Annotated in this window: 29 protein-coding genes; 17 read left to right on the forward strand and 12 right to left on the reverse strand. The window is 35.8% G+C overall.

Going from position 1 to position 26,187, the window contains the following annotated elements; all coding sequences use genetic code 11:
* Nucleotides 1–7 precede the first annotated feature (7 nt).
* Genes ACZ47B_RS00670 through ACZ47B_RS00695 form a run of 6 tightly spaced genes read left to right on the forward strand, consistent with a single transcriptional unit; the run spans nucleotide 8 to nucleotide 5,024 of the window.
* Nucleotides 8–1,246, forward strand: a complete 1,239-nt coding sequence (locus ACZ47B_RS00670; RefSeq protein WP_464894753.1) for an MgtC/SapB family protein — start codon at nucleotides 8–10, stop codon at nucleotides 1,244–1,246.
* A 19-nt stretch (nucleotides 1,247–1,265) separates the two neighbouring features.
* Complete coding sequence (locus ACZ47B_RS00675) at nucleotides 1,266–2,225, forward strand: LOG family protein (protein WP_464894754.1); 960 nt, start codon at nucleotides 1,266–1,268, stop codon at nucleotides 2,223–2,225.
* On the forward strand, nucleotides 2,222–3,010 hold the full coding sequence (locus ACZ47B_RS00680) for a sensor histidine kinase (protein ID WP_464894755.1): 789 nt from the start codon (nucleotides 2,222–2,224) through the stop codon (nucleotides 3,008–3,010). Before ACZ47B_RS00675 ends, ACZ47B_RS00680 begins: the two co-directional genes overlap by 4 nt.
* Nucleotide 3,011: 1 nt before the next feature.
* Nucleotides 3,012–3,686 (forward strand): response regulator transcription factor, encoded by a 675-nt coding sequence (locus ACZ47B_RS00685; RefSeq protein ID WP_464894756.1) that lies wholly within the window; start codon nucleotides 3,012–3,014, stop codon nucleotides 3,684–3,686.
* Nucleotides 3,687–3,706: 20 nt separating this feature from the next.
* Nucleotides 3,707–4,168, forward strand: a complete 462-nt coding sequence (locus ACZ47B_RS00690; protein ID WP_464894757.1) for an NfeD family protein — start codon at nucleotides 3,707–3,709, stop codon at nucleotides 4,166–4,168.
* On the forward strand, nucleotides 4,158–5,024 hold the full coding sequence (locus ACZ47B_RS00695) for an SPFH domain-containing protein (protein ID WP_464894758.1): 867 nt from the start codon (nucleotides 4,158–4,160) through the stop codon (nucleotides 5,022–5,024). Before ACZ47B_RS00690 ends, ACZ47B_RS00695 begins: the two co-directional genes overlap by 11 nt.
* Nucleotides 5,025–5,027: 3 nt before the next feature.
* On the opposite strand, the gene ACZ47B_RS00700 is transcribed toward ACZ47B_RS00695, so the two are convergent.
* The 5 genes from ACZ47B_RS00700 to sufB are packed head-to-tail and all read right to left on the reverse strand — an operon-like array spanning nucleotide 5,028 to nucleotide 9,199.
* A complete protein-coding gene (locus ACZ47B_RS00700) occupies nucleotides 5,028–5,381 on the reverse strand; it encodes a metal-sulfur cluster assembly factor (protein ID WP_464894759.1) in 354 nt (117 codons plus the stop codon).
* On the reverse strand, nucleotides 5,378–5,797 hold the full coding sequence (locus tag ACZ47B_RS00705) for a SufE family protein (RefSeq protein WP_464894760.1): 420 nt from the start codon (nucleotides 5,795–5,797) through the stop codon (nucleotides 5,378–5,380). The genes ACZ47B_RS00700 and ACZ47B_RS00705 overlap by 4 nt, the downstream gene beginning before the upstream one ends.
* Nucleotides 5,797–7,011 (reverse strand): SufD family Fe-S cluster assembly protein, encoded by a 1,215-nt coding sequence (locus ACZ47B_RS00710; protein WP_464894761.1) that lies wholly within the window; start codon nucleotides 7,009–7,011, stop codon nucleotides 5,797–5,799. The genes ACZ47B_RS00705 and ACZ47B_RS00710 overlap by 1 nt, the downstream gene beginning before the upstream one ends.
* Entirely contained in the window at nucleotides 7,011–7,769 is a 759-nt protein-coding gene (gene sufC / locus ACZ47B_RS00715) for a Fe-S cluster assembly ATPase SufC (RefSeq protein ID WP_464894762.1), read from the reverse strand. The genes ACZ47B_RS00710 and sufC overlap by 1 nt, the downstream gene beginning before the upstream one ends.
* The gene (gene sufB / locus ACZ47B_RS00720) at nucleotides 7,766–9,199 is read right to left on the reverse strand and encodes a Fe-S cluster assembly protein SufB (protein ID WP_464894763.1); all 1,434 of its coding nucleotides are present in this window, start codon (nucleotides 9,197–9,199) and stop codon (nucleotides 7,766–7,768) included. Before sufB ends, sufC begins: the two co-directional genes overlap by 4 nt.
* Nucleotides 9,200–9,347: 148 nt before the next feature.
* Between sufB and gcvT the strand changes: the two genes are divergently transcribed.
* The 8 genes from gcvT (at nucleotide 9,348) to ACZ47B_RS00760 (ending at nucleotide 17,247) form a co-directional block, all read left to right on the forward strand.
* Nucleotides 9,348–10,418, forward strand: coding sequence for a glycine cleavage system aminomethyltransferase GcvT (gene gcvT, locus ACZ47B_RS00725; RefSeq protein ID WP_464894764.1), 1,071 nt, complete (start codon nucleotides 9,348–9,350; stop codon nucleotides 10,416–10,418).
* A 54-nt stretch (nucleotides 10,419–10,472) separates the two neighbouring features.
* Nucleotides 10,473–10,841 carry a glycine cleavage system protein GcvH gene (gcvH, locus tag ACZ47B_RS00730; protein WP_464894765.1) on the forward strand — a complete coding sequence of 123 codons (369 nt, stop codon included), beginning with the start codon at nucleotides 10,473–10,475 and terminating at the stop codon, nucleotides 10,839–10,841.
* Nucleotides 10,841–12,172, forward strand: a complete 1,332-nt coding sequence (gcvPA, locus tag ACZ47B_RS00735) for an aminomethyl-transferring glycine dehydrogenase subunit GcvPA (protein WP_464894766.1) — start codon at nucleotides 10,841–10,843, stop codon at nucleotides 12,170–12,172. The genes gcvH and gcvPA overlap by 1 nt, the downstream gene beginning before the upstream one ends.
* A complete protein-coding gene (gene gcvPB / locus ACZ47B_RS00740; RefSeq protein ID WP_464894767.1) occupies nucleotides 12,169–13,611 on the forward strand; it encodes an aminomethyl-transferring glycine dehydrogenase subunit GcvPB in 1,443 nt (480 codons plus the stop codon). Before gcvPA ends, gcvPB begins: the two co-directional genes overlap by 4 nt.
* On the forward strand, nucleotides 13,599–14,258 hold the full coding sequence (locus ACZ47B_RS00745; protein WP_464894768.1) for a lipoate--protein ligase family protein: 660 nt from the start codon (nucleotides 13,599–13,601) through the stop codon (nucleotides 14,256–14,258). The genes gcvPB and ACZ47B_RS00745 overlap by 13 nt, the downstream gene beginning before the upstream one ends.
* On the forward strand, nucleotides 14,230–15,075 hold the full coding sequence (gene lipA, locus ACZ47B_RS00750) for a lipoyl synthase (protein WP_464894769.1): 846 nt from the start codon (nucleotides 14,230–14,232) through the stop codon (nucleotides 15,073–15,075). The genes ACZ47B_RS00745 and lipA overlap by 29 nt, the downstream gene beginning before the upstream one ends.
* 9 nt (nucleotides 15,076–15,084) lie before the next feature.
* A complete protein-coding gene (gene lpdA, locus ACZ47B_RS00755; protein WP_464894770.1) occupies nucleotides 15,085–16,437 on the forward strand; it encodes a dihydrolipoyl dehydrogenase in 1,353 nt (450 codons plus the stop codon).
* 159 nt (nucleotides 16,438–16,596) lie between these two features.
* The gene (locus ACZ47B_RS00760; protein WP_464894771.1) at nucleotides 16,597–17,247 is read left to right on the forward strand and encodes a hypothetical protein; all 651 of its coding nucleotides are present in this window, start codon (nucleotides 16,597–16,599) and stop codon (nucleotides 17,245–17,247) included.
* 3 nt (nucleotides 17,248–17,250) lie between these two features.
* On the opposite strand, the gene ACZ47B_RS00765 is transcribed toward ACZ47B_RS00760, so the two are convergent.
* Nucleotides 17,251–18,129, reverse strand: coding sequence for a DMT family transporter (locus tag ACZ47B_RS00765; protein ID WP_464894772.1), 879 nt, complete (start codon nucleotides 18,127–18,129; stop codon nucleotides 17,251–17,253).
* Nucleotides 18,122–18,931, reverse strand: a complete 810-nt coding sequence (locus tag ACZ47B_RS00770; RefSeq protein ID WP_464894773.1) for an AraC family transcriptional regulator — start codon at nucleotides 18,929–18,931, stop codon at nucleotides 18,122–18,124. Before ACZ47B_RS00770 ends, ACZ47B_RS00765 begins: the two co-directional genes overlap by 8 nt.
* A 133-nt stretch (nucleotides 18,932–19,064) precedes the next feature.
* On the opposite strand from ACZ47B_RS00770, the gene ACZ47B_RS00775 reads away from it, so the two are divergent.
* Together ACZ47B_RS00775 and ACZ47B_RS00780 are read left to right on the forward strand one after the other, a co-directional pair.
* Nucleotides 19,065–20,012, forward strand: coding sequence for a permease (locus ACZ47B_RS00775; RefSeq protein ID WP_464894774.1), 948 nt, complete (start codon nucleotides 19,065–19,067; stop codon nucleotides 20,010–20,012).
* Between the two features lie 16 nt (nucleotides 20,013–20,028).
* Nucleotides 20,029–20,268: a thioredoxin family protein gene (locus ACZ47B_RS00780; protein WP_464894775.1), complete on the forward strand. Its 240-nt coding sequence runs from the start codon at nucleotides 20,029–20,031 to the stop codon at nucleotides 20,266–20,268.
* Between the two features lie 2 nt (nucleotides 20,269–20,270).
* Here ACZ47B_RS00780 and ACZ47B_RS00785 read toward each other — a convergent pair whose 3' ends face one another.
* The 3 genes from ACZ47B_RS00785 to ACZ47B_RS00795 form a co-directional block, all read right to left on the reverse strand.
* The gene (locus tag ACZ47B_RS00785; protein WP_464894776.1) at nucleotides 20,271–21,065 is read right to left on the reverse strand and encodes an ABC transporter ATP-binding protein; all 795 of its coding nucleotides are present in this window, start codon (nucleotides 21,063–21,065) and stop codon (nucleotides 20,271–20,273) included.
* Entirely contained in the window at nucleotides 21,065–21,880 is an 816-nt protein-coding gene (gene ntrB, locus ACZ47B_RS00790; RefSeq protein WP_464894777.1) for a nitrate ABC transporter permease, read from the reverse strand. Before ntrB ends, ACZ47B_RS00785 begins: the two co-directional genes overlap by 1 nt.
* Nucleotides 21,881–22,009: 129 nt before the next feature.
* Nucleotides 22,010–23,395, reverse strand: a complete 1,386-nt coding sequence (locus ACZ47B_RS00795; RefSeq protein WP_464894778.1) for a CmpA/NrtA family ABC transporter substrate-binding protein — start codon at nucleotides 23,393–23,395, stop codon at nucleotides 22,010–22,012.
* A gap of 150 nt (nucleotides 23,396–23,545) precedes the next feature.
* Here ACZ47B_RS00795 and ACZ47B_RS00800 point away from each other — a divergent pair, with 150 nt between their 5' ends.
* Entirely contained in the window at nucleotides 23,546–25,525 is a 1,980-nt protein-coding gene (locus tag ACZ47B_RS00800) for a molybdopterin oxidoreductase family protein (protein ID WP_464894779.1), read from the forward strand.
* A gap of 100 nt (nucleotides 25,526–25,625) precedes the next feature.
* Here the strand turns inward: ACZ47B_RS00800 and ACZ47B_RS00805 are convergent, their stop codons facing one another.
* The gene (locus tag ACZ47B_RS00805; RefSeq protein ID WP_464894780.1) at nucleotides 25,626–25,895 is read right to left on the reverse strand and encodes a Txe/YoeB family addiction module toxin; all 270 of its coding nucleotides are present in this window, start codon (nucleotides 25,893–25,895) and stop codon (nucleotides 25,626–25,628) included.
* A complete protein-coding gene (locus ACZ47B_RS00810; protein WP_464894781.1) occupies nucleotides 25,889–26,134 on the reverse strand; it encodes a type II toxin-antitoxin system Phd/YefM family antitoxin in 246 nt (81 codons plus the stop codon). Before ACZ47B_RS00810 ends, ACZ47B_RS00805 begins: the two co-directional genes overlap by 7 nt.
* Nucleotides 26,135–26,187 lie beyond the last annotated feature (53 nt).

Below are 26,187 nucleotides of genomic sequence, written 5' to 3' on the forward strand. Positions count from 1 at the left end.
GGAAAATATGCATATTGAAAAAAGTTTGATAGACTTTGCTATAACTATCGTATTTAGCTTTTTGATAGGTTTGGAAGTAAAAACCTATAAACTTCATTTTCATGAAAAATCATCCAATTACTTTTTTGGAAGTGCCAGGACTTTTGCATTTGTGGGAATACTTGGTTTTTTATTTTATCATGTAAGTATATATGCGTATCTCATGGTTTTGGCGTCTTTGAGTGTTTTGTATGCTATGTTTTACTATCAAAGACTTTTAAAAAACAAACAAAGTATCATACTTTTTCTTGTTTTGTTGATAGTTTACAGTTTTGGACCCATCAGTATAAACAATCCCATATGGATGACATCGCTTGTTTTTGTTTTGGTGATCTTTATACTAAATGCGAAAGTCGGTATCCAAAACTTCAGCAGTTATGTAAATAAACAGGAATTTGAAACTTTTGGAAAGATGGTTTTGCTTTCCGCTGTCATACTTCCTTTATTGCCAAATAAAGATGTGATACCTTATATACCGATATCGCCTTTTAAAATATGGCTGGTAGTGGTCGTTGTTTCAGCTATAAGTTACGGCGGATATATCGCTCAAAAGTATTTTTTCCCATCAAAAGGCTACTTTTTAACAGGACTCATCGGAGGAGTTTACTCTTCTACGGCAACTACGGTAGTGTTGGCAAGAAAAGCGAAACTATCAGAGTATAATCCGGTTATAAATGGAGCCATTATCATCTCTACTTCCGTTATGTATCTAAGACTGATAGTCGTGGCATTTATCTTCAATGCACAAATGGCAAAGTCTATCATGATACCTTTTTTGGTTTTTTCTGTTATAGGTACCGCTATATCAATTTTTTATCTATATGCAAAAAAAAGTAGAGATGTAACACACGACTTTGTAGATGATAACCCTTTAGAACTTAGAACGGCATTTATCTTTGCCATACTCTTTATAGCCATGATGGCTTTGACAAAGTATATCACGAGTGAGTTTGGCTCCATTGGGCTTCAGATATTTTCTTTCGTTGCCGGTTTTACAGATATAGATCCTTTTATCTTGTCACTGTTAACAGGAAAATATGCCATAACTTCGCATGAAGTATTCAATGCCATACTCATAGCCGCAGGCAGCAACAATCTTTTAAAAGCTGCATATGCTCTATGGTTTGGAGGCTGGAGAAATACCCATAAGGCTGCTCTTTGGATATCACTTCTTGGTATCGGAACGATAACATGGAGCTTTATATAAACAGAAAAAAGGATAAAAAATGCAAAATAAATCACAAGAAAAAGACAATAATTCCACTCGCGACTTACGACTTATGACTAACAATTCAGAGCTTCCTTGGGAGCATCCAAAACTAAAAGACGAAGACCCGAATGCTTTAAAGCTCATCAAAAAGATAATGAGTAATCCAAGTTACAAACTTGCCGAAGAGGATGAGGATTTTATATACGGTGATGATGCAAGAGCCATAAGACTTGAGCTTGATTATCTAAAAGCTGATGTTGCTATGAGAAAGTACGGTATAGAGCATACTATAGTAGTTTTTGGAAGTGCCAGGATAGTTGAGAGGAAAACTGCCCTTAAAAGGTTGAAAAATATCCAGGAAATGGTTGAGAAAAAACCGGATGACAGAGAGCTTTTAAGAGAATTGTATGTGGCTGAGAGGATGGTTGGAAAAAGTATATACTATGAAGATGCCAGAAGGTTCGGACAATTGGTTGGAAAAAGTGGAAAAGGAGTGGATGACTGTAAAGTCACACTTATGACAGGCGGAGGTCCCGGTATCATGGAGGCTGCAAACAGAGGAGCGTATGATGTGGGAGCAAAAACCATAGGGCTCAATATAAAGCTTCCCCACGAACAGTATCCAAATCCTTATATAACACCTGATCTTTGTTTTCAGTTTCATTACTTCGCTATAAGAAAGATGCACTTTTTAAGCAAGGCAAAGGCTTTGGTGGTATATCCGGGAGGTTTTGGAACATTTGATGAACTTTTTGAGACATTGACTCTCATTCAAACCGGCAAATCAGATGATATCCCAGTAGTATTGGTTGGAAAAAGTTACTGGGAAAAAGCCATAGACTTTGACTTTTTAAAAGATGAGGGAGTGATAGCTCCAAACGATACAGATATATTCAAATTTGCCGACAATGCGGCTGAGGCGTGGGAGCATATACTCTCATGGCACAAACAAAAAGGCAATCCTCTTTTTCAATGACGTTGTGCTATATCATTATCGCCGTAGCTATAACTGCGGCAGTATACTTTTTTTTAAAGTATACCGGTTTGAAAAAAGTTGTTGCCAACAAAGACAAGCTTCTCATACGCCAGGCAAAACTGGCTTCTATCGGAGAAATGCTTGAACATATAGCTCATCAGTGGAAGCAGCCCCTGGCACAGATAAATTCTGTAGTTTTAAATATCGAATCAAACTATGAAGATGGCAAGTTGAGTAGAAAAATACTCGATGATGAGTTATCGCAGATAGAAAATTTGACTCTTTTCATGTCTCAAACCATAGAGAGTTTTAGAAATTATCTGCACCCCGATAAAGAAAAAACGACTTTTAGCATAAAAGAGGTGACGAATGAAACACTCTCTTTGATAAAACCTCTTTTAAAACATAAAAAGATAGAGTGCAATGTAGATATAAAAGATAATGAAACGATAAAGGGGTATAAAAAAGAGTTCGTTCAAACACTTTTAGTGCTTTTGAACAATTCAAAAGATGCTCTGCTTGAAAACAGTGTCAAAGAGCCTTTTATAAAAATCAGTTCATATAAAAAAGATGCACATACGGTTATATCCGTTTGTGATAACGGTGGAGGGATAGATGCAAAGATAATGGACAGGATATTTGATCCCTATTTCACGACAAAACAAAAAAGCAAAGGTACCGGGCATGGTCTTTCTATGGCAAAAATGATCATCGAAGAGAGTTTTAAAGGCAGTATAGAAGCTAAAAATACAAAAGACGGTGTCTGTTTCGAGATAGAGATATAAGATGGATATACTTTACGCTGAAGACGAAGAGGTAACCAGGAAAAACTACGCCAATTATCTAAGCAGGTTTTTTGATAATGTATATGAAGCAAAAGATGGAAAAGAGGCTTTGGAAGTTTATGAAGCCAAAAAACCGGATATTTTGTTGCTTGATATAGATATGCCTTGTGTTGACGGGCTTGAAGTAGCCAAAAAGATAAGAAACAAAGATAAAAGATGCCGCATTATAATGCTTACAGCCATAAAAGATGTGGATAAACTTATAACGGCAACAGAGCTAAATCTTACAAAGTACCTACCAAAACCCATAAACAGAAAAGAGCTCAAAGAGGCGTTATCTTTGGCACAAAATCAGCTTGGGGAGTATGAGCGGGTATCAAGAAAAATCCTTATCTCAAAAGATTTATGGTGGGATATGCTCGGTTTTGAACTATTTTATAAAGATAAAAGAATAAAACTGACCAGATATGAGACGGTATTTTTTAAACTTTTAACAAGCAGACCAAACCATACCTTTGGACAGGAAGAGATCATAACTTATGTGTGGGGAGAAGATGCTTTGCTTGATTATAATCCCACAAAATTAAAAGATTTGGTCAAAAGAGTAAGAAAGAAGCTTCCAGTCAACTGTATAGAAAATATATATTCACAAGGCTATAGGATTGTTGTGATATAATATATAAAAGGGTTGAATAAATGGATAATCTAATTTTATGGTGGCACTGGATAATTTTTGGTATATTGCTATTATTGGGTGAACTTCTTACGGGTACTTTTTTCATACTTGGTCTTGGAGTTGCCGCACTTTTAGTGGGTATTATCAGCTTACTGTTTGTCATTACTTTCAATACGGCATTTTTTTTATGGATTATTTTATGTATTGTTGCTATCTTTTTATGGTTCAAATACGTAAAAGACAAAACCGTATCTCATGCCGGCCAGTCAAACTACAGGTTGGATACTTTGGGCGTAGTTACAAAAGATATAGAGCCTGGCAACATGGGAGAAGTACTTTTTGAATTCCCTGTACTTGGCAATACGAAATGGAAAGCGCTATCAAAAGAGCCGATAAAAAAAGGCGAAAAAGTAAAAATAGTCCAAGTGGACGGCGAACTTGTAGAGGTGCAAAAGATAAAGGAGGATCAACATGGTAGGTGAATACGCAGCACTTAATATCCTTATAATTCTTGCGGTATTGGTACTTGTAACTTTATATAAAGGTATCAATATAGTTCCGCAGGGTGAAGAGTGGGTTGTCGAAAGACTTGGAAAGTATAAAAAAGTTTTAACTCCCGGACTTAATATAATCATACCCTATATAGAAAAAGTAAGAGCGAAGATCTCTACCAGAGATATCATTTTGGATGTTCCTCAGCAAGAGGTGATCACAAGAGACAATGCTGTGATTCTTACAAATGCCATAACATTTATAAGAGTTACAAATCCTGCAAATGCTCTTTATGGAGTGGAGGATTTTAAGTTGGCTATCATCAATCTTGTCATGACCACCCTTCGTTCCATCATAGGAGAGATGAAGCTTGATGAAGCACTTTCAAACAGAGAGAGTATAAAAGCAAAACTAAAAGAGCAGATACTTGATGATGTAGCTGACTGGGGAGTTACCGTAAAATCAGTCGAAATTCAAGATATCAGTCCGAGCAAATCAATGCAAGCTTCCATGGAAAGGCAAGCAGCGGCAGAACGGGAAAGAAGGGCTATAGAGACAACAGCCGAGGGCAATAAAAATGCGACGATTTTGAAGGCTGAAGGAAAACTTGAAGCCGCAAAAAAAGAAGCGCAGGCCCAAGTTGCTTTGGCAAAAGCTTCATCTGAAGCCATTGAGATGATAAGTAGGCAAATTCAAGATAAAGAGTTGCCTGCTATGTTTTTACTCGGTGATAGATATATAAATTCCATTGAAAAACTAAGCAGTTCAAACAATTCAAAATTTGTCATTTATCCAGCCGATATACAAGCCTCTATAAAAGGTCTTTTGGGGACGGTATTTAAGTAGAGATTACAGTAGTCCCATTTGTAACTTTGCTTCATCACTCATCTTCTCCTGAGTCCAGGGCGGATCGAAAACAACTTCAACATCTACCGATTCTATGGAGTTGTCTTGTATCCTGCTTGGGATGGTTCTAACAAGATCTACTAAAGTTTCAGACATAGAACAAGTCGGGGAAGTCAAAGTCATCGTAACTTTGCAATTATTTAACTTGCTTATTTCATCTTTTTCACATTTAACCCCGTATATAAGTCCGAGATTGTATATGTCAACGGGAATCTCGGGGTCATATATGTTTTTCAACTCTTCTATGATTCTCTCTTCACTCTCTTTTGGTGTTACTTCTCTTGGATCTTTACTCATTTAGCTTCCTTGCATTTTTTAGCGTAGGTATAAACTTTTTCCAAAAATGCTTCAAGACTTTTTTGTCTAACAGGAGATAAAAGTTCAACGATACCAAGTTGATGCAGTTCTTGAGGATTGAAGTTTAAAATCTCATCAGGAGTTCTATTGCTAAATATATCCAACAGCAGTGTTAGCATACCTTTTGCCATCTCTGAAGTTCCCTCACCCTTAAGTATGAGTTTGCCGTCTTTACACTCATAATCCAGCCATGCCGGAGATGCACACCCCTCTATGAAAGTATCGTCATTTTTTCTCTCTTCGGGCAAAGTAGTATGTTTTTTGCCAAGGTCAAATATATACTCCAACTTTTCATTTGCACCTTCAAAAAGGTCAAAATCCTCTTTATATTCTTTTAGTGTTTCCTGTATTGACATTATTTCTCCTTAAATACCATCTCTTCACAATTGTGACAGGTTGATAAACACTCTAACTGGATTTCATCATAATAAGCCCTGTCAAACGATTGGTGAAGGTACTCTTTTATCTTGTCATTCTCCAGATTGTCTATCATTTCATTGGCAAATGCCAAGATGAGAAGTTTTTTTGCTTCGGTCTCCTGGATGCCTCTGCTTCTTAGATAAAACAACTGGTCTTTGTCAAGTTCTCCTATGGTTGAGCCATGACTTGCCTCAACATCATCTATATATATCTCAAGCTGAGGTTTGCTTGCCATGAAAGCCCCGTCATTTAGCAAGATTGCTTGAGAGTTTTGATGAGTGATACTTCCTTTTGCACTGTTTTGTATATTTATAAGTGCGTCAAATATACCTTTTGCTTTGTCTTGAAGTATATTTTTAGCTTTTTGGGTACTTTTTGAGTTTTTTCCCTGATGTACTATCTTTGAAATCGTACCGATGTTTGCCTCTTCTTTGGCAAAAAGTAAATGATAAGAGTTGATGTTTGCCTCTTCTTTGGCTTTTGCATTTATAAGTTGAAGGCTTCTTCCCTCTCCAAAGTCAAATGTATGTAGATTGAAAGTGCCAAAAGGCTCTACATTTGCATCATGGGAAAATATATAAGTTGAGCCGTTTTCATAAGTGGTTTTTTCCTGGATGAGAGTAAAAGTCGCATCTTTGCCAACTGATATATCATAGCCAGAACTAACAAATATACCTTTTGTATCCATATCTTCAAGTATATCAAACAGCTTTACATAGATATTTTCTGCGATATTTAAAGATATCCTGTATGGTATCATTTTTTCTTCTGTGCTAAAAACATGTCTTAAAGTAACACTGCAGTCACTTTTGAAGTTGATATGGAGATTTTTTTCACTTAATGTATGCCCTAGATAATACATAGAATCAAAATGTTCTTCATCTATTACCGCTTCTTCGCTGTAAAAAATCTCGAAGCCCAAATCGCTTGGATATGAGTAGAGTTTTCCATCTACGATGATGATCTCTTTACTTTGTGTAGGTTTTATATCATTATCTTCAACAAGATCCCACTCTTTTTTCAGCAAATCCCTTGTATCGAAGTATCTGTACTCTTCGGTTTTTTTTGTGGGCAGTCCCATGGTTTCAAGTTTTTCAAGAGCTATCTGTCGGGTACTGCTAAGTTTGCCAGTTTTTATTAAATGTTTCATTACTCTTCCTCGATAGCTTCATATCCTGACTCTTCAAGCTCTTTGACCAGGCTTGGATCACCGGTTTTGATAACTTTACCGTCTTTTAATACATGGATGATATCAGGCTTGATATAATCAAGGATTCTGCTGTAGTGAGTGATGACCAAAAAGCTTCTTTTGCCATCTTTCATCTTGTTTATACCTTCACTTACATCTCTTAAAGCATCTATATCAAGTCCTGAGTCTATCTCATCCAAGATAACAAAGTCAGGTTTTAAAACCATCATTTGAAGTATCTCGTTTCTTTTTTTCTCACCGCCGCTAAAGCCTTGGTTGAGTGATCTTTGTATCATTTCAGGCTTCATCCCAAGCTCTTTTATGAGTTTTTTCACTTCTCTTAAAAATTCAGCTGCATTAAGCTCATCAAGTCCTTCATATCTTCTTTTTGCATTTAGTGCCGTTCTTAAAAAGTAAGCGTTATTGACCCCGGGAACTTCAACAGGATTTTGAAAACTCATAAATATACCTCTTAAAGCTCTCTCTTCGGGAGTTAACTCTATGATACTTTCATCCTTGTAGAGTATATCACCGCTTTGAATGTTCGTATCATAGTGACCTACTATCGTTTTTGACAGAGTTGATTTACCGGCACCGTTTGGTCCCATTATGACATGTACTTTTCCCTCTTCGATTTGAAGGTTCAACCCTTTTAGTATATTTTTTTCACCTATGCTTGCATGCAAATCTTTTATATCCAAAATTATATTTTTACTCATCCTACACTTCCTTCCAATGTTAAATCTAATAATGCTTTCGCTTCTACGGCATACTCCATGGGAAGTTTGTTAAATACTTCCTTGCAAAATCCATGAACTATCATGCCGACTGCATTTTCTTCATCTATACCTCTTTGTCTAAGGTAAAAAAGCTGCTCATCACTTATCTTTGTAGTGGTCGCTTCATGTTCGACTTTTGCTTCTTTGTTTTTGCTCTCTAGATATGGAAAAGTATGAGCACCACACCTGTTTCCTATAAGCAAAGAGTCACATTCGCTGTAATTGTGTGCATTTTTTGCTTTTGAAGCGATTTTGACCAAGCCTCTGTATGTGTTTTGCCCTTTCATGGCAGATATACCTTTTGAGATAATAGTGGAGCGTGTATTTTTGCCCAGATGTATCATCTTTGTTCCGGTATCTGCCTGTTGAGCCAAAGTGGTAACTGCTACTGAGTAAAATTCTCCTACACTGTTATCGCCTTCTAATATACAGCTTGGATACTTCCAAGTTATAGATGAGCCGGTTTCAACTTGAGCCCATGATACTTTTGCATTTTTACCTTTACATATAGCTCTTTTTGTTACAAAGTTATAAATACCGCCTTTACCGTTTTCATCTCCTGGATACCAGTTTTGGATGGTTGAGTACTTTATCTGAGCGTTCTTTAAGATGACAAGCTCTACAACCGCTGCATGAAGTTGATTTTCATCCCTCATTGGAGCCGAACACCCCTCATTATAGCTGACATAACTTCCTTCATCGGCTACTATCAAAGTTCTTTCAAATTGACCTGTATTTAGAGCATTGATACGAAAGTAAGTGCTAAGCTCCATAGGACATTTCACGCCTTTTGGTATATAAGCAAAAGTTCCATCTGTAAATACTGCCGAATTTAGTGCGGCAAAAAAGTTGTCATTCATGGGAACTACGCTGAACATATACTTTTTAACCAGTTCAGGATAATCTCTTATAGCTTCAGAAATCGAACAAAATATAATGCCTTGTTTTTTAAGCTCCTCGGAAAATGTGGTCTTAACCGAAACAGAGTCCACTACCGCATCCACCGCAATGCCCTGAAGCTGTTTTTGCTCTTCAAGAGGGATACCAAGCTTTTTGTAAGCCTCTAAAATCTTAGGATCGACTTCATCAAGAGAGTCTGCTCCTTTTTTCGGAGCTGAAAAGTAAGATATGGATTGATAATCTATAGGCTTATACTCCAAATGCCCCCAATGAGGCTCTTTCATGCTTTTCCACTTTTTAAAAGCTTTGAGTCTAAGATCAAGCATCCATTTTGGTTCATCTTTTTTCTTAGAGATATAAGCTATGACATCTTCATTAAGCCCCGGCGGGACGGTATCTTGGTCTATATCTATCTCAAATCCGAGTGCATACTCACCCGAAACTGCTTTGTCAAGTTCTTGTTGTGACATATATTTTTCCTTTCGGATATAATTAATCGCAATTATAGCACTAAAATATTAAATAGGACTTAAATTGTCTTATTTAAAAATTGATACTTTTTTGCCACTTTTGTAAGGTATAATTATATCATTGATCGTAAAATAGAAAAGGATAACCATGAGCGATTTACAAAGAACATCACTTTATGATGTACATAAAGAGTTAAATGCAAGAAATGTCAGTTTCTGCGGTTGGGAAATGCCTGTGCAGTATGAAAGTATCATAAAAGAGCATGATGCTTGTAGAAACGATGCGGCACTATTTGATATATCCCATATGGGAGAATTTTTCTTCAAGGGTGATATAAAAAACAGCGGTGTCAATGAAAGTGTAACCCATGATCTCATAAAACTTCCAGTAGGCAAATGCAAGTATGGCTTTTTGTTAAATGAAAAAGGCGGCATTATAGATGATCTTATCATTTACAAGCTTGGTGAGGATGAGTTGATGTTCGTGGTAAATGCCGCCAGGAGCGATATAGACTTTAAAACTATAAAAAGCCGTATCAAAGAGGGGGATTTTGTAAACAAATCCAAGGAAATTTCAAAGATAGATATCCAGGGACCAAACTCAAAAGAGAAGCTAAGAGAGTTTGTCGGGGTTGATTTGGACGGTTTAGGATATTTTTCATTTGAGCAAAGCAGTTTTGATGATTTTGAGTGCTTGGTAAGTAGAACAGGATATACCGGTGAACTTGGATATGAGCTATATATGTCAAATGACAAAGCCCCTGTAGTTTGGAAAAAACTTATGGATAAAGGTGCAACTCCCGCGGGGCTTGGCGCAAGGGATCTTTTAAGACTTGAGATGGGATACAGTTTATATGGCAATGAACTAAATGAAGATACAACCCCTCTTGAAGCCAATCTTTCCATGTTCGTAAAGTTCGATACGGATTTTATCGGAAAAGATGCACTTTTAAAACAAAAAGAAGAGGGTATAAAAAGGTTGATACTTCCTTTTAAAAGCAAAAACAGAAGAGCCCCGAAGCATGGCGATAAAATTTATCAAGATAACAAACTTGTAGGTGAAGTCACAAGTGGGGCATACTCGCCTTCTCTTGGGTACGGTATAGGGCTCGGGCTTTTTGACTTGGAAGTTTTTGACAAAAACAGAGAATATGAAGTAAGAGACAAAAGGGGAAGTTTAAAAGTAGAAAATGATACACTTCCTTTTTTAAAAAGATAACTTCGAAGTCCGACTTCGAACAAAAATAAAAATAAAAATAATAAGGAGGATATGATGGTAAGATATACAAAAGATCATGAATGGATCAAGATTGTGGGTGATGAGGCAAATGTTGGTATTTCTGAGCATGCTGTCAGTGAGCTTGGTGATATAACTTATATAGAAACTCCGGAAGTCGGAGTTGAGTTTAAAGCGGGTGATGCCATAGGATTTGTCGAGTCTGTAAAAGCGGCAAGCGATATCTACGCTCCTGCAAGCGGAGAAGTTATAGCTGTAAATAGTGCTCTTGAAGAAGAGCCTGAGATCGTCAACAAAGACCCTATGGGTGAAGGCTGGATATGCAAGATAAAATTAAAAGACAAAAGTGAACTCGATAAACTTATGAGTTACGAAGAGTATGAAAAATATCTAGGTGAAGAGTGATGCCTTATACTCCGCATACAAAAGAGGATATCTCTTTGATGCTAAAAGAGATAGGTTTAAAGAATGAAGAGAAGCTTTTTGACGCTATACCAAAAGAGTTAAGAGCAAAAAGTTTTGATTTGCCTGAGGGTATGAGTGAATTTGAAGCATATGAAAAGCTAAAGAGTATCGCTTCAAAAAACAACACCGATAAAGTTCTGTTTATGGGCGGGGGTTACTATGACCATGTGATACCTGCCTGCGTGGATGCTTTATCTACAAGAAGTGAGTTTTATACGGCTTATACCCCTTATCAAGCCGAAGCTTCTCAGGGTACTCTGCAGGCACTTTATGAGTATCAGACACTCATTTGCAGACTTTTTGAAATGGATGTAACCAACGCTTCCATGTATGACGGCGGTACCGCTTTGGCTGAAGCTGCTTTGATGAGTATAAGAGTTAGAAGAAGGAACAAAGTCCTCCTTGATTACAGAGTCAATCCAATATATAAAGATATCGTAAAAACATATCTGAAAACACGGGGATTTGAAGTAGTTGAAGTAGAAAAAGAGGGAGTGGAGTTCGATAAAGAGTCCATTTTAAACGAGATAGATGAAAAAACAGCTTCATATATCTTTCAAAATCCTAACTTTTTTGGTTCGGTTGAGGACTATGAAGAGATCATCCAGGCTTTGCACGATAAAAAAGCACTTGCTATCGGGCTTTTTTATCCTATATCTTTGGGAGTTTTGAAAACTCCGGGCGAAATGGATGTGGATATCGCATGTGCAGACGGGCAGAGTCTTGGCAATTATCTTGGTTTTGGCGGACCGTCATTTGGGATAATGACTGCAAAAAAAGAGTTCATCAGGCAATTGCCCGGAAGAATCGTCGGAAAGACAGTTGATAGAAACGGCAAAGAAGCATTCGTTTTGACTTTACAAGCAAGAGAGCAGCACATAAGAAGAGAAAAAGCGACTTCCAATATCTGCTCAAACCAAAACCTAATGGCACTAAGAGCCACTATATTTTTAACTTCTATAGGAAAAGAAGGCTTAAAAGAGTTGGCAGAATTGAATTTGCAAAAAGCAAACTACCTAAAAGAGAAATTGTTCGGTATTGATGGTATAAAAGTGGTAAATGACGCTTTTACTTTCAACGAATTTGTTATAAAACTTCCCAAAAACAGTTTGGAAATAGTGAAAAAATTCAAACAACAAGGTGTCTATGCGGGGATTGAACTTGGCAATATAGATAAAAGATATGAAAATCATTTGCTCATTGCAGTTACCGAAAAGAGAACAAAAGAAGAGATGGATGAGTTTGTAAAGCTTTTAGGAGAGATAATATGACTATATTTGATATGTCAAAAGAGGGAAGAAAAGGAGTAAGACTTCCAAAAAACGATATAAATAAAAAAGTACAAATCCCGGATAATTTAAAAAGAAAAAATGATGCCAGGATGCCGGAACTTAGTGAGCTTGATACGGTAAGGCATTTTACAAGACTATCTTCTAAAAACTTCTCTATCGATAAAAACTTTTATCCTCTAGGCTCATGTACGATGAAGTACAACCCAAAAATAGAAGAAAAAGTAGCCTCACTTGAAAAATTTGCCGATGTTCATCCTATGACTCTTTTAAACGAAGAGACCGTAAAAGATATACAAGGCTCTTTGGAAGTAGTTGATATGAGTGAAAAGCTTCTTTGTGAGATAACAGGCATGGATGCTTTTACCCTCATGCCACAAGCCGGAGCTCACGGAGAGATGACAGGTATCATGCTCATAAATGCTTATCATAAAAACAAAGGCAACAAAAAAAGATATGTCATAGTTCCTGACTCTTCTCACGGTACCAATCCCGCAACAGCAGCCATGGTAGGGTATGAAGTCATAACCATAAAAAGTGATGAAGAGGGGGTTATGAATCTTGAAGAGTTTAAAAAAGCCATGAATGATGAGGTAGCTGCCGTGATGCTGACAGTACCGAATACTTTGGGGATTTTCAATCCATATATAAAAGAAGTCTGCAACATAGCACACTCTTATGATGCGTTGATGTATTATGACGGGGCAAATCTAAATGCTATACTTGGAGTTGTAAGACCCGGAGATTTGGGATTTGATGTGACTCATTTAAATCTACATAAAACTTTTGCTACTCCTCATGGCGGTGGAGGTCCGGGAAGCGGTCCGGTCGGGGTAAAAGAGTTCTTAAAACCGTTTTTACCAAACCTTCAAGTAGAAAAAAAAGATGGAGCTTACAGGCTAAAAGAGCCTTTAAAGACATCCATAGGTAGAATTTCTCCCTTTTTTGGAAATTATATGGTAACTCTAAGAGCTCTTGCTTATATCCTTATAGAGGGGCAAGAGGGGCTTGAAAATGTCAGTAAAAAAGCTGTTTTGAACGCAAATTATATAAGAGTGAAGTTAAAAGAGTATTATGATGTGCCTTATGACAAGCCCTGTATGCATGAGTGCGTACTAAGTGCCAAGACTTTGGCAAAAGAGTATGGTGTAAGAGCGCTTGATATCGCAAAATATCTGCTTGATTTTGATCTTCATGCACCAACTATCTACTTTCCGTTGATAGTTAAGGAAGCCATGATGATAGAGCCTACCGAAACAGAAAGTAAAGAGAGTATCGATTACTTTTGCAAAAAGATGATAGATGCCGCGATATTGGCAAAAGAAGACCCTGAAAGTTTTCATAATTTTCCAAAAACAACACCGGTTAGCAGACCCGATGAAACAAAAGCGGCAAGAGAACTTGATATATGCCAGAAATAAATAAGTTTGAACTTATTGTTGATACAGAGTATTTAAGTGCCAAAGAAAATATGGATATAGACAAAGAGCTTTTTTTCAATTTTAAAAAAGATGATAAAACCATACTTAGGATTTATAATTGGGAAGATTCCTTTACCTACGGAGTTTCCCAAAAATTGGAAGAGCTTGATTTTGAGTACGGAAAAAGCAGTGCAAAAAGGATTACCGGAGGCGGTATACTTCTTCATGGTAATGATATATCATACTGCATCATAACGCCTTCAAAAACTTTAAAAAGTGTAAGTGTCAAAAAAAGTTATGAACTTCTTTGCGGGTTTATACTTGAGTTTTACAGAAGTTTGGGGCTAAAGCCTGCTTTTGCCAAAGACTTGGAAGATATAAAGCTTAGTAAAAGTTCATTTTGTCAAGTGGGCTTTGAGCCGTATGATATCATCATAGAGGGTAAAAAGATAGGCGGCAATGCACAAAAAAGAAGTAGAGACAAGATACTTCAGCACGGCTCCATCCCGTATAAAAAACTTGAACATCCAAAAGGAGGTTATTCTTTGGATGACTTTGGTATAAGATTGAGTGAAAAAGAAGTAATTGACGGATTGATTGATAGTTTTAGGAGAATATATGTTGACAAGAAAGCCCGAGTGGCTTAGAAAGAAAGTCTCTTTTCAGGCAAAAAGAGATACAGATGAGCTTTTGAAAGATATTGGCATTGCAACCATATGTCAAGAGGCAAGTTGCCCCAATATCTCGGAATGTTTCAGTAAAAAGCAGGCAACTTTTTTGATCCTTGGAACTATCTGTACAAGAGCCTGTACATTTTGTGATGTCAGTAGAGGCAAGCCAAAGCCCGTCGATGAAGCTGAGATACAAAGAGTTGTAGAGGCAGTCAGGAGAATGGGGCTTGAAAATGTAGTTATAACAAGTGTTACAAGAGATGACCTTGATGACGGCGGGGCTGAGCATTTTGTAAAGTGTGTAAAAGCTTTAAAAGATATGAAGCCGGATATCAAGATAGAGCTTCTAATACCTGATCTTAATGAAGATAAAAATGCCATATCTAAAGTATCCAACTGTGGAGCCGAGATAGTAGGGCACAATATAGAAACAATCCCAAGAAGATATGATGTAAGAGGCGGGTCGGATTATCAAAAGTCCTTAAGGGTTTTAAAGCTTATAAAAGAAACCAACCCCTCCATAAAAACCAAAAGCGCCATCATGCTTGGTCTTGGGGAAAAAGAAGATGAGGTGGTTGAAGTTTTTAAAGATTTAAGGGAGGTAGGGTGTGATTTTCTAAGCCTCGGGCAGTATCTCTCACCTTCAAAAAAGCATACACCTGTTTTGGAGTATATTCATCCAAATCAGTTTGACAGATACAAAGAGTTGGCTCTAAATCTTGGATTTGATTTTGTAATGAGTTCACCATATACAAGGAGTTCATATATGGCTCATGAGTATTTAAAAGTTTAGGATATAGGTATGGATAGATTTGATATTTGCATCATAGGGGCGGGACCTGCGGGGTATAAGGCTGCATTGATACTTGCCAAAAATGGAAAAAATGTACTCTTGATAGATAAGGATGAAAGAAGAGTAGGTGGAACTTGTCTAAATGAGGGGTGTATTCCAGCTAAAAATTATCTTGAGAGTGCGAATTATATGGGAAAATTTTCATATTTTACCAAAAGAGGTTTAAAAGGAAGTATCGAGAGTTTTGAAATATCCGCTTTAAAAACAAAAACAGATGAACTTCTTGATACCCTAAGGAGCGGACTTCAAAAAAAATTATCCTCAAAAGGTGTAAGTTTTGAGTATGGCAAAGCTTCCTTTATCTCTAAAGATGAGGTAAAAGTAAATGACAAAATCATACAAGCGGATAAATTTATCATAGCAACCGGCTCTATTCACAAAGAGCATCCTGTTTTGAAAGTCGATGGTAAGTATGTTGTATCAAGCAAAGAGGTTTTTGAGTTGGAGAGCATTCCTAAAGATATACTTATCATAGGAGCGGGAGCCATTGGGTGCGAATTTGCAAACTTTTTTAATTTTTCAGGCTCAAACGTACATCTTTGTGAATTTACACCTTCGATTTTACCGCTTGAGGATAGTGATGTATCAAATACCGTCCAAAGAGAGTATAGAAAACAGGGCATCAAAGTAGATGTAAGTATAAATGCCAAGGCTTATGAGATAAAAGATGGAAAGATAACCGTAACATTTGAAAAAAACGGTAAAACTTTCGATCAAGCTTACGATAAAGTTCTTATCTCCATAGGAAGAGCACCAAATACAAAAGAGATAGGATTGGAAAAAGCAGGAGTCAAAACCAATGAGAGAGGTTTTATAGACATAGACTCTAAATACCAGACAACAAATGAACATATATATGCCATTGGCGATACCATAACAACTCCGGCATTGGCACATGTGGCTTCCTATGAGGCTAAAAAAGTAGCTTTTGATATACTAGGACTCACACCTTTAAAAGATTCTGTCGTGCCAAACGTTGTTTTTACCACCCCTCAGGTCGGCAGTGTAGGAGAGAATGAAAAAAGCCTGAAAAAGAAAGATATGCCATACAGTACAAAAAAGCTTTTTTTAAAATCCCTTGGAATGCCTAAGATAAAAGGAGATGACAGTGGTTTTGTAAAGCTTTTGTTTGATTCAGATGAGAGACTCATTGGAGCTTCGATGGTAGGATACGATATGACCGAGATCATAAATCAAGTGGCGATTTGCATAAATTCCAAGCTAAATATAAACGATATCAAATCCATGATATTCGCTCATCCTACAATGAGTGAAAGCTTTTATAAAACTTTGGAGATATAACCCTACACAAAACAAATAAAAAATTATGCTATACTTTTTTACTGTGAAACCCTTATGTATGGTTTTGTCTAAAACCATACATAAAGACAAAAGGTTTGATAGCTGCATCTTTACCAAAAAAGGATAAGTCTAAAGGTATGTACAAAAGGAGATATGCGGGTGAAAAAAGTATTTTGGGTATTTTTATGGTTTTCAATCATACTTTTAAGTGGATGCACCTACTCCAAGCAAGAAGAAAGGCTAAAAATCCTTCCAGGTTTTTCATATATAGACAATACACGTTTTTATGTGATTGTCTATAAGAAAATCTATCAAAGGCCAACAGGCATAAGCACTTTTCCCAACGGAGGAGTACAAAAAGTAAACAATCAGATTTTATACTTTTTTATGTGTGATATTGATAAAAAAAGTTGTGTTGAAACGGGTAAATTTTCTAAAAATGATCTTATAGATGCAGGGATATTGGAAGCAAAATACAACCTACATCTTATGGGAAGTGACCCTATAGATATATATGTGCCAAAAAGTGATGAACTGCAAAAAATTTATACCATTTTTACCGCCGATATAGATAAAGGCACCCTGCATTTTGTCGTTGAAAATAATTTGAAAAACAAAACAGTGTCATTTGGCAGATATACTGTTTTGCCTAAAAACATCAGGAAAAGTATAAAAGTAAATTATAAATTGAGTATTTATAGCGATATAATCAAAATCGCTCCTAAAAGTTCAAGTTACAAGAGTTATAAAACAATATTTGAGTTGGATCATAATAGCAGTAAAATAGATTTGAAGTATGTTTTAAACTAAATGCTAAAAATTTTTCTTATTGGCGGTATACAAGCCTATAAGTATCAAAACTCCCCCGATCATCATTTTAAAAGTCAACTTTTCGTTTAGTACTATGATCCCGGTCAAGGCAGTGAGAAGGGGTACAAGGTAGATATAATTTGTTGATTTTACCGAGCCTATGATCTCTACTCCTCTTTTGTAAAAAACAAATGCTAACGAAGAGGCAAAAAGCCCTAGAAATATGATATTTAGATAAACTTTCGGCAAAAGAAGAGCTTTTAAGTGAAGAGGCTCTTTAAAAATCACATGATATAAAAGCATTAAAATTATAGCGTAAAAGAAACTTTTTCTGGTTATCGCTATAAAATGGTAACCTTTTGGGGCAAGCTTTAATATAGTGGAATATAGTGCAAAAGTAGCGGCAGCCAAGATCGCTATGATATCACCTTTTACTCTTATAGAAAATCCTTTTCCATCCAAAAGTATCAATGCCATACCTACGATCGCCAAACAAAACCCTATGATTACATTGAGGGTCAGTTTTTCATCTTTGAGTATAAAGTGAGCCAGAATTGCCGTAAAGATAGGAATGGCACCCATGTAAAGACCTACATTGGTAGCTTGAGTGTATTTTAAAGCAAAATTTTCAAGCAAAAAGTACAAAAAGATACCAAGAAATCCTATGGTAAAGAAGTAAATTTCATCTTTTATGGATTTTACGGTATTAAAATGAGGATACAGCAGACAAAGTACTATGTAAGCCAGTATAAATCTATACAGCATTACTTCGATAGGAGTTATATAAAAGAGCAAAACTTTGTTTCCTACAAATGCCACACTCCATATAAAGATAGTTATAAATACCAGCAAATGACCTTTGAAAGCAGCGGTTTTAAGCATAAAAGTTTTCCTGATACTCTTTTGGAGTGATTAAAACGACGGCTTTAAACTGCTTTTGAAAATGACTCTGATCATAAAACCCACATTTTAAAGCAACTTCACTTATATCAAGTCCCTCTTGGAGGAGTTTTTTTGAGAGTTCTATCTTTAAATTTAATCTGAAAGAAAATGGTGTGATACCGATCTCTTTTTTAAAATTTCTTATGAGAGTATATGGGTTTAGAGATAATGTTTTAGATATTTGACTTAGTGTTATCTCATCTTCAAGATTATTTGAGAGCATCTCTTTGGCTAAAGATATATCTTTTGAAAGTGTTTTGGCTTTTAAATTTTTTGGAGTAATTCTCAAAAACAGTTTTTCTAAAAATTCGATAAACCTTTGCTCTTTTTCAAGCAAAAAGTTATCTTGAAAAAACAAATCCATCATTTGTATATACTCTTTATAGATAGATTTGTCTTGTAAATGTATAGTATCTATTTGTACAAAATCATCATTGTCAAAAAGCGCACTATGGAAATTTGATAAAAATTTCATATCTATATAGAGCATATAATAACTTCTTTTATCACAGTTTACAGGGTTGCACGAGTGTAGTGTATGAGCCGGTATGATGGCAAGTTCATCCTTTTTGAGTAAAGCTTTTTCGTTGCCTACTGTGTATGAAACTTTCCCTTTGTTGATAGCACCGATGCTAAAAGTATCGTGTAAATGCTTTTTGTAATGTTTGGAGCTATTGTTAGAGTATCGACACTCGATATATGGTAACGTTTCATCTTTGAAGAATATCTCTTTGTTTTTCATGGTGATATTTTACTAAAAAGTAAAAAAATAGTATAGTAAAAAATTGACTTTTTTGATAAATATATCTAAATATCTTGATATATTATATATTTTATGATATACTTCTTGGAACGATTTGATTTGAGGAGTTATTATGTGGAAAGAGAGTGTTGATTATCTTGTGTATAACCTGTTTGGACTTAGCGGAAAGATAGGGGATGCGATACATTTTTTTATATATGATTCGGTTAAGATACTGGCACTGGTGCTTTTTATAGTATATGTCATATCATTTATACAGACTTATATAAGTTCTGAAACCATCAGGGGCTTTATACAGGGTAAGTCAAAATTGGTAGGCAATTTTTTGGCTGCCGTGTTTGGTGTATTGACCCCATTTTGTTCTTGTTCTTCCATTCCTCTTTTTTTGGGATTTACTCAAGCTAGGATACCAAGAAGTGCAACTTTTTCTTATCTTATAAGTAGCCCCATGAACAATGAGATAGCTATAGCTATACTTTTGGCTACTTTTGGATGGAAAATAGCTCTTTTATATACCGCATTCGGTCTGTTTACGGCGGTCATTGGAGGATTTATAGTAGATAAAGTCAGCAAAGACGATGATATACTTATAAAGATACCGTATATGGAGCAGTTACACGAAGCACATTTTGTTAAAATGATATTTAAAAAAAGATTATACAATGCCTGGAAAAATGCTATGGAAGTTATGAAAGAGATATATCTTTATGTATTTTTGGGTATTGCGGTCGGAGCGTTGATACATGGTTTTGTCCCGGCTGATCTTATCACGAAATATACCGGTAAAGACAACCCTTTTGCGGTATTGGTAGCTGTTGTGGCAGGTATACCTATGTATGCGGGAGCTTCTACGGTAGCACCTCTTATAGAACCGCTTGTTGAAAAAGGTATGCAAATGGGAACGGCTTTGTCTTTTATGATGGCGATAGTGGCTTTGTCTCTTCCTGAAGCTATGATACTTAAAAAAGTGCTAAGTTGGAGACTTATCATACTGTTTTTCAGTATAGTCGGTACCGGTATAGTCATAGACGGTTACCTTTTTAATACAATATTATCTTAAATACCAAGGAGAAAAAATGGATATCAAAATTTTAGGAAGCGAGTGCTGTGCAAACTGTGATGCACAAATGCAGATAGTAAAAAGTGCTTTAGAAAAAACCGGTCAAAGTGCCAATCTTGAAAAGATAGAGGATATGATGGAAGTTATGAAATACGGAGTCATGAGTACTCCTGCCATCGTCATAAACGGTGAAGTAAAATCACGCGGCAGGATTTTAAATGAACATGATGTAATGGAGCTTTTAAAAGAGTATTGATACTATTCGTCATCCTTGGCAAACTTTTTATATAAAAACTCCAGTATTGCTTCACGACATCTGATATACTCGGGATCTTCTTGGAGAGCGACTCTGTCTCTTGGTCTTTCAAGATTTACTTCAAGTATTTCTCCTATGGTTGCAGCAGGTCCGTTTGTCATCATGATAACTCTATCGCTAAGAAGTACGGCTTCATCCACATCGTGAGTAATGATGACAACTGTATTTTTGACATTTTGCTGGATTCTCATCAAATGGTTTTGCAGATTTGCTCTGGTTAAGCTATCAAGTGCTCCAAAAGGCTCATCCATCAGTAAAACATCAGGCTTGACAGCCAATGCTCTTGCAATTCCGACTCTTTGCTTCATTCCGCCGGAGATTTCTCCCGGGTATTTATCCTTTGCCTGTTCAAGATTTACCATGTTGATAAATTTTTCAACTCTTGCTTTAAGCTCTGTTGAGGAGAGTTCAGGCATAACTTTTTTTACAGCCATCTCTATATTTTGATAAACACTAAGCCAAGGAAGCAGTGAGTGGTTTTGAAAAACAACGGCTCTATCAGGTCCCGGACCTGTTACCTCTTTTTCTTTAAGTATAACATGACCGGATGTTTGCATATCAAGTCCAGAAATGATGTTAAGAAGTGTACTTTTTCCACATCCGCTATGTCCTATGATAGAGATGATTTCATCTTTTTTTATATCGAGATTTATGTCTGTTACCGCTATGTAATCCTCTTTTTTGGGTACTTTAAATCTTTTTTCTATACCTTCAAGCAATAAAAATTTTTTACTCATTATGCTCTTCCCCTTTTTCTATAATCAAAATAATCCGCAATTTTTCCCATAATCAAATCTAAAATATATCCTATGATACCAACTATTATGATACCTATGATGATATTTGGATAGTTTAGGTTGTTGTATTCATCCCAAATCCAAAAGCCTATGCCAATTCCTCCTGTTAACATTTCAGCTGCAACTATAACAAGCCATGCTATACCAAGAGAGAGTCTCATCCCGGTAAATATATAAGGAATTGCAACCGGTAAAATGATTTTTGTTACATTTTCAAGAGGTGAAAACCGTAAAACCCTTGCTACATTGATATAATCTTGACTTACACTTTTTACTCCAAGAGAAGTGTTGATGATAATTGGCCAAATAGATGTAACAAATATAGTTGATATTGCCGTCATATTGATATCTTGAAATATATAAAGAAGCAGCGGTAGCCAAGCAAGTGGTGAAACCGGTTTGAAAATTTGTATAAATGGATCAAAAGCATAGCCGGCATTTTTGCTCATACCGATTAACAATCCAAGAGGAATTCCCACAAGAGCCGCAAGTAAAAAACCTGCAAATACCCTCTCCAATGAGTTGACGATTTGCCAAAATATCCCTTTGTCATCCTCATTTGCTACATAAAAAGGATCACTTAAAACGCCTTTGACTTCATCTCCATCTTTATTTACGCCTCCAAAAGCTGATATATAAACATCTTTTGGTGTTGGAAAATCTTCAATATGGCGAGATATTTCAACCCAAACTATCATTACTCCTATCAATACCAAAAGAGGTAAGACAATCTTTTTTAAAAGTTCGTTATTCACAATTTCTCCTTAGTTGTGTTTAAATGTGCATAGACTTGACAAATCTGTTGTGACAGGAAGGAGGTATTTGAAAGGTAGTCGTATGCACATTTAAACACAAAGCCATTTTTTGACTTTGTGTTTATGTTTTTATTTTATTACATATTTGGGATCAGCACATCCTGCCGGTCCATATGGGCAAATATATTTTGGTTGAGCAGTTTTTAAACTACCTTCCCATTTATTTGCTGCTTTTAATGCCGCTTCACTTACTTTTGGATGACCTGATTTGAAACTGTATATATATTCGACTGCTTTGTTTGGATCATACACTTTTCCATCCATAAATTTGTTGTATTTATCGATTCCATCTATCTTCCAAGGGCTTGGAGGTAAGCTATATCCAACCTCTTTTGCAACTTCTTCGTAAAGTTTTGGTTGATAAACAGATTCGATTACTTTTTTCATATCAACCGGATGATCGATTTGTCCCCATCTGTACATTTGAGTGATAAACCACATGCCATGACTGTAAAACGGATATGATGCATAGTAGTTTGCAAATACATTAAACATCGGATTTGGCTCAGATTTTTGACCTTTTAAGTATTGAAATGTTCCAGTCATAGACTTTTCAAGCACTTTTACCGGAGCATTTACATACTGTCTTTTGCTTAAGATTTTAGCTGCTTCTTTTCTATGCTTCCAACTCTCATCAAGCCACATTTGAGCTTTTATGATAGCTCTCATTACAGCTTTTGTAGTTTCTGGATATTTTTTTACAAAATCAGCTCTTGTTTGAAGCACTTTTTCTGGGTTGTTGTTCCAAATATCATAGTTTGTAACAAGGGTTGAGCCCTTTTTCTTCATAACAATTCTCTCATTCCAAGGCTCACCAACACAATACCCTTCAATATTTCCGGCGATTAGATTTTGAGGCATTGTAGGAGGTGGGAATGGTTTGATAGTACAGTCTTCATCAGGCTTAATCCCTGAAGTTCCCATCCAATACCTTAACTCATAGTTATGCGTTGATACAGGATGTACCATTCCAAATACCAATGGTTTATATTTTTTCCCCTCAGTTTTATGCTTATAATCTATATATTTTTTAAGTGATTCTGAACCAACCGGTCTTTTTTTCTTATCAAGACCAAATTTCACCATTTTTTTAATGATTTTATTGCCGAATGTGATACCGTTTCCGTTAAAGTCAAGTGAAAGTAGTGCTACTAAGTGTGCATTACCGTTTATGCCAAGAGTTGCAGCTATTGGCATGCCGGCAAGTGCGTGTGAAAAGTCATATTGACCATTTATCACTTTTTGCTGAATTCCTGGCCATCCGCCACCCTCTTTTATAACATGGACTTTAAGCCCCTCTTTTTTAAAAAAACCTTTCTCTTTTGCTATTACGATTGGTGCACAATCTGTAAGAGCGATAAAACCGATGTTAAGATGGGTCTTTTCAGGTTTTGCTACAAGAAGAGTAGCCAATACAGATAATCCCAATACCATCTTTGGCAGTTGCTTAATCATATTTACTCCTTAAAATTTCATTTACGATGAAAGTATATCATATAATATTATCTTTTTAATCAATAAAATGATTAAATATTAGACAATTTATAGCTTAATATTTCATAAAATAATACTATAATTTCGTATTTAATGTAGAAAGGTATAGATATGATAAAGTCAGTATGTGGTTACTGCGGTGTAGGATGTGGACTTGAATATGATGAAAAAAAACTTATAGGAGATGTAACTTACCCTATAAATTATGGAAATGTTTGTTCAAAAGGTATTTCAGAGTTAGTGAGTATGCAAAGTGATACAAGGCTTTTAAGACCTATGTTTCGTGTAAGTATAGATAGTGAGTATAAGATAGTAAAATGGGACAAAGCATTGGAAGTTATTGCCAATGCTATCAAAAACAGTTCTGCCCAAAAGGTTGGGTTTTACTTATCAGGTCAAATGCTTACAGAAGATTATTATGTGGCAAATAAACTTGGTAAGGGTTTTGTGGGAACATCAAATGTAGATACAAATTCAAGAACTTGTATGTCAAGTGCTGTTGTTGCTTATAAAAAATCAATAGGTGCAGACTTTGTTCCTCTTAGAATGGATGATATATATCATGCTGATTTGCTCATACTTGCAGGATCAAATACAGCTGAAGCTCATGTGGTCTTTCACAATAAAATTAAAAAAGCAAAGAAGAGGGGATTGCAAGTTGTAGTAATAGATCCAAGATTTACTGAAACCTCTAAGATAGCAGACTTGTATCTTCCAATCAATCCCGGAAGCGATATAGACTTTTTCAATCTTGTTAGCAAAAGATTGATTGACGAGGGTTTGTATGATGAGGATTTTGTAGAAAAAAATGTAAATAATTTTGAATTGCTTAAAAACAAGCTTAAAAGAGTTCCTGTAAAAAAGATGCTAAAAAGAACTGGTTTGTCAAATGAAGAGTTTGAAACTTTTTTTAAGCTTTTTATAGAGTCAGATAACATCATATCCACTTGGACTATGGGGCTAAATCAATCCTCTCAGGGAGTTGATAAAAATTTAGCTCTTATCAATCTACACCTACTAACCGGCAAAATATTTAAAAAAGGAAACGGACCTCTTAGTTTAACCGGTCAGCCAAATGCTATGGGTGGCAGAGAAGTCGGTGGACTTTCTACTACTTTGGCAGTTCATCTTGATTTTTCTAAAGAGAGTATAAAAAAAGTAAAAAAATTTTGGAAGAGTGAAAATGTTGCAACCAAGCCCGGACTTTGTGCTACCCAAATGATAGATGCAAATCTTGAAGTACTGATTATCTGCCACACTGATCCTGTTTATCATTTGCCAAATAGAAACAAAGTTGAAGAGATGATAAAAAAGATCCCGTTAGTTGTGGAGATAAATGCTTATGAAAATTCTGAAACTTCAAAATTTGCTCATATAAGATTGCCGGCATCTCCTTGGGGAGAAAAAGAGGGAACACAGACAAATTTGGATAGAACTATCACAAGGCAGGAAAAATTAACCAGACGCTCTATCGATTCAAAACCTGATTGGCAGATATTTACTCTTTTGGCTCAAAAGTTGGGATTTAAAGAGAGTTTTTCTTATAATAGCCCCAAAGAGATATTTGATGAGTATAAAGAGATGACAAAATTAAACGGATATATGGATATGTACAAAGTTGATTATGAGAAGTTGTATAACTCTTCTTATATTTGGGGAGAAGAGATAAATAGTTTTTTAACATTAGATAAAAAGGGTAATCTTTTCTTTGTAGAAAATAGACTTTTAAGCGAAAAACGATCGCTCAAATACCCATTTTTATTGCTCACCGGTAGAACAAGAGACCAATGGCACAGTGGAACAAAAACCAATCTCCCTCATACACTTTTAAAGTATAAACCACTTGATTTTTGTGAGATAAATAGCGAAGATGCAAAAGAGCTTGGGATAAAAAGCGGTGATAAGATAAGAGTGACATCAAAAAGAGGTGAGATTCATACAACTGCACTTGTTACAAAAAATATAAAAAGAAAAACTCTCTTTATACCTATAAGCAATAGGGATGTAAACTATCTTACAAATGATTTGCTCGATAAAGAGTCATTTGAACCGGATTACAATCACTGTGCGGTAAAAATCGAAAAAGTTTAGTCCAAAATATCAATACATATGGGCGTTAGGTTTTGACTTTTTAGCTTTTTTTAAAATCAAATAGGAAGAGATATAGACATTTTAGTCTATCTAACACATGTTATTCACCGTAATGTGACCACATTCTTAATATTCTAACTACTTTATCTTTTTGCCTTACTTCATAAACTATTCTATGCTGTATATTTATGCGTCTTGAATATGCTCCTTGCAAATTTCCAACTAACTTTTCATATGGTGGAGGGACTTGAAAAGGATTGTCCTTCAAAATTTCTATAAGTTTTTGTGCTTTTTTTGCCAAGCCTGCACTTGATAAATTTTTTGCATCTTTTAAGGCATTTTTACTATAAAGTATCTTATATTTTACCATTCGATATTTTCACTGAACTCACTATCTGGTGCATTCATTGCCTCTTTAATTGATGATACCATTCCAGCAATAGAGTTAAGATAAAGCGTTTCTTCTATCGCCTTCCAATCTTCTTGTGAAATCATAACGACATTGTTTCTCTTGCCTGTGATAAGTATGGGCTCATGTGTTTGTGAAGCTTCATCCATAAGGTTATAAATATCTGCTCTTGCTTTGCTTACCGGTATAACTTTTGGCATAATAAATCCCTCTTTTTTATCATATTGTACTTGATTACGTACGATTTGTCAAG

The organism is Thiofractor thiocamini, assembly GCF_055384375.1.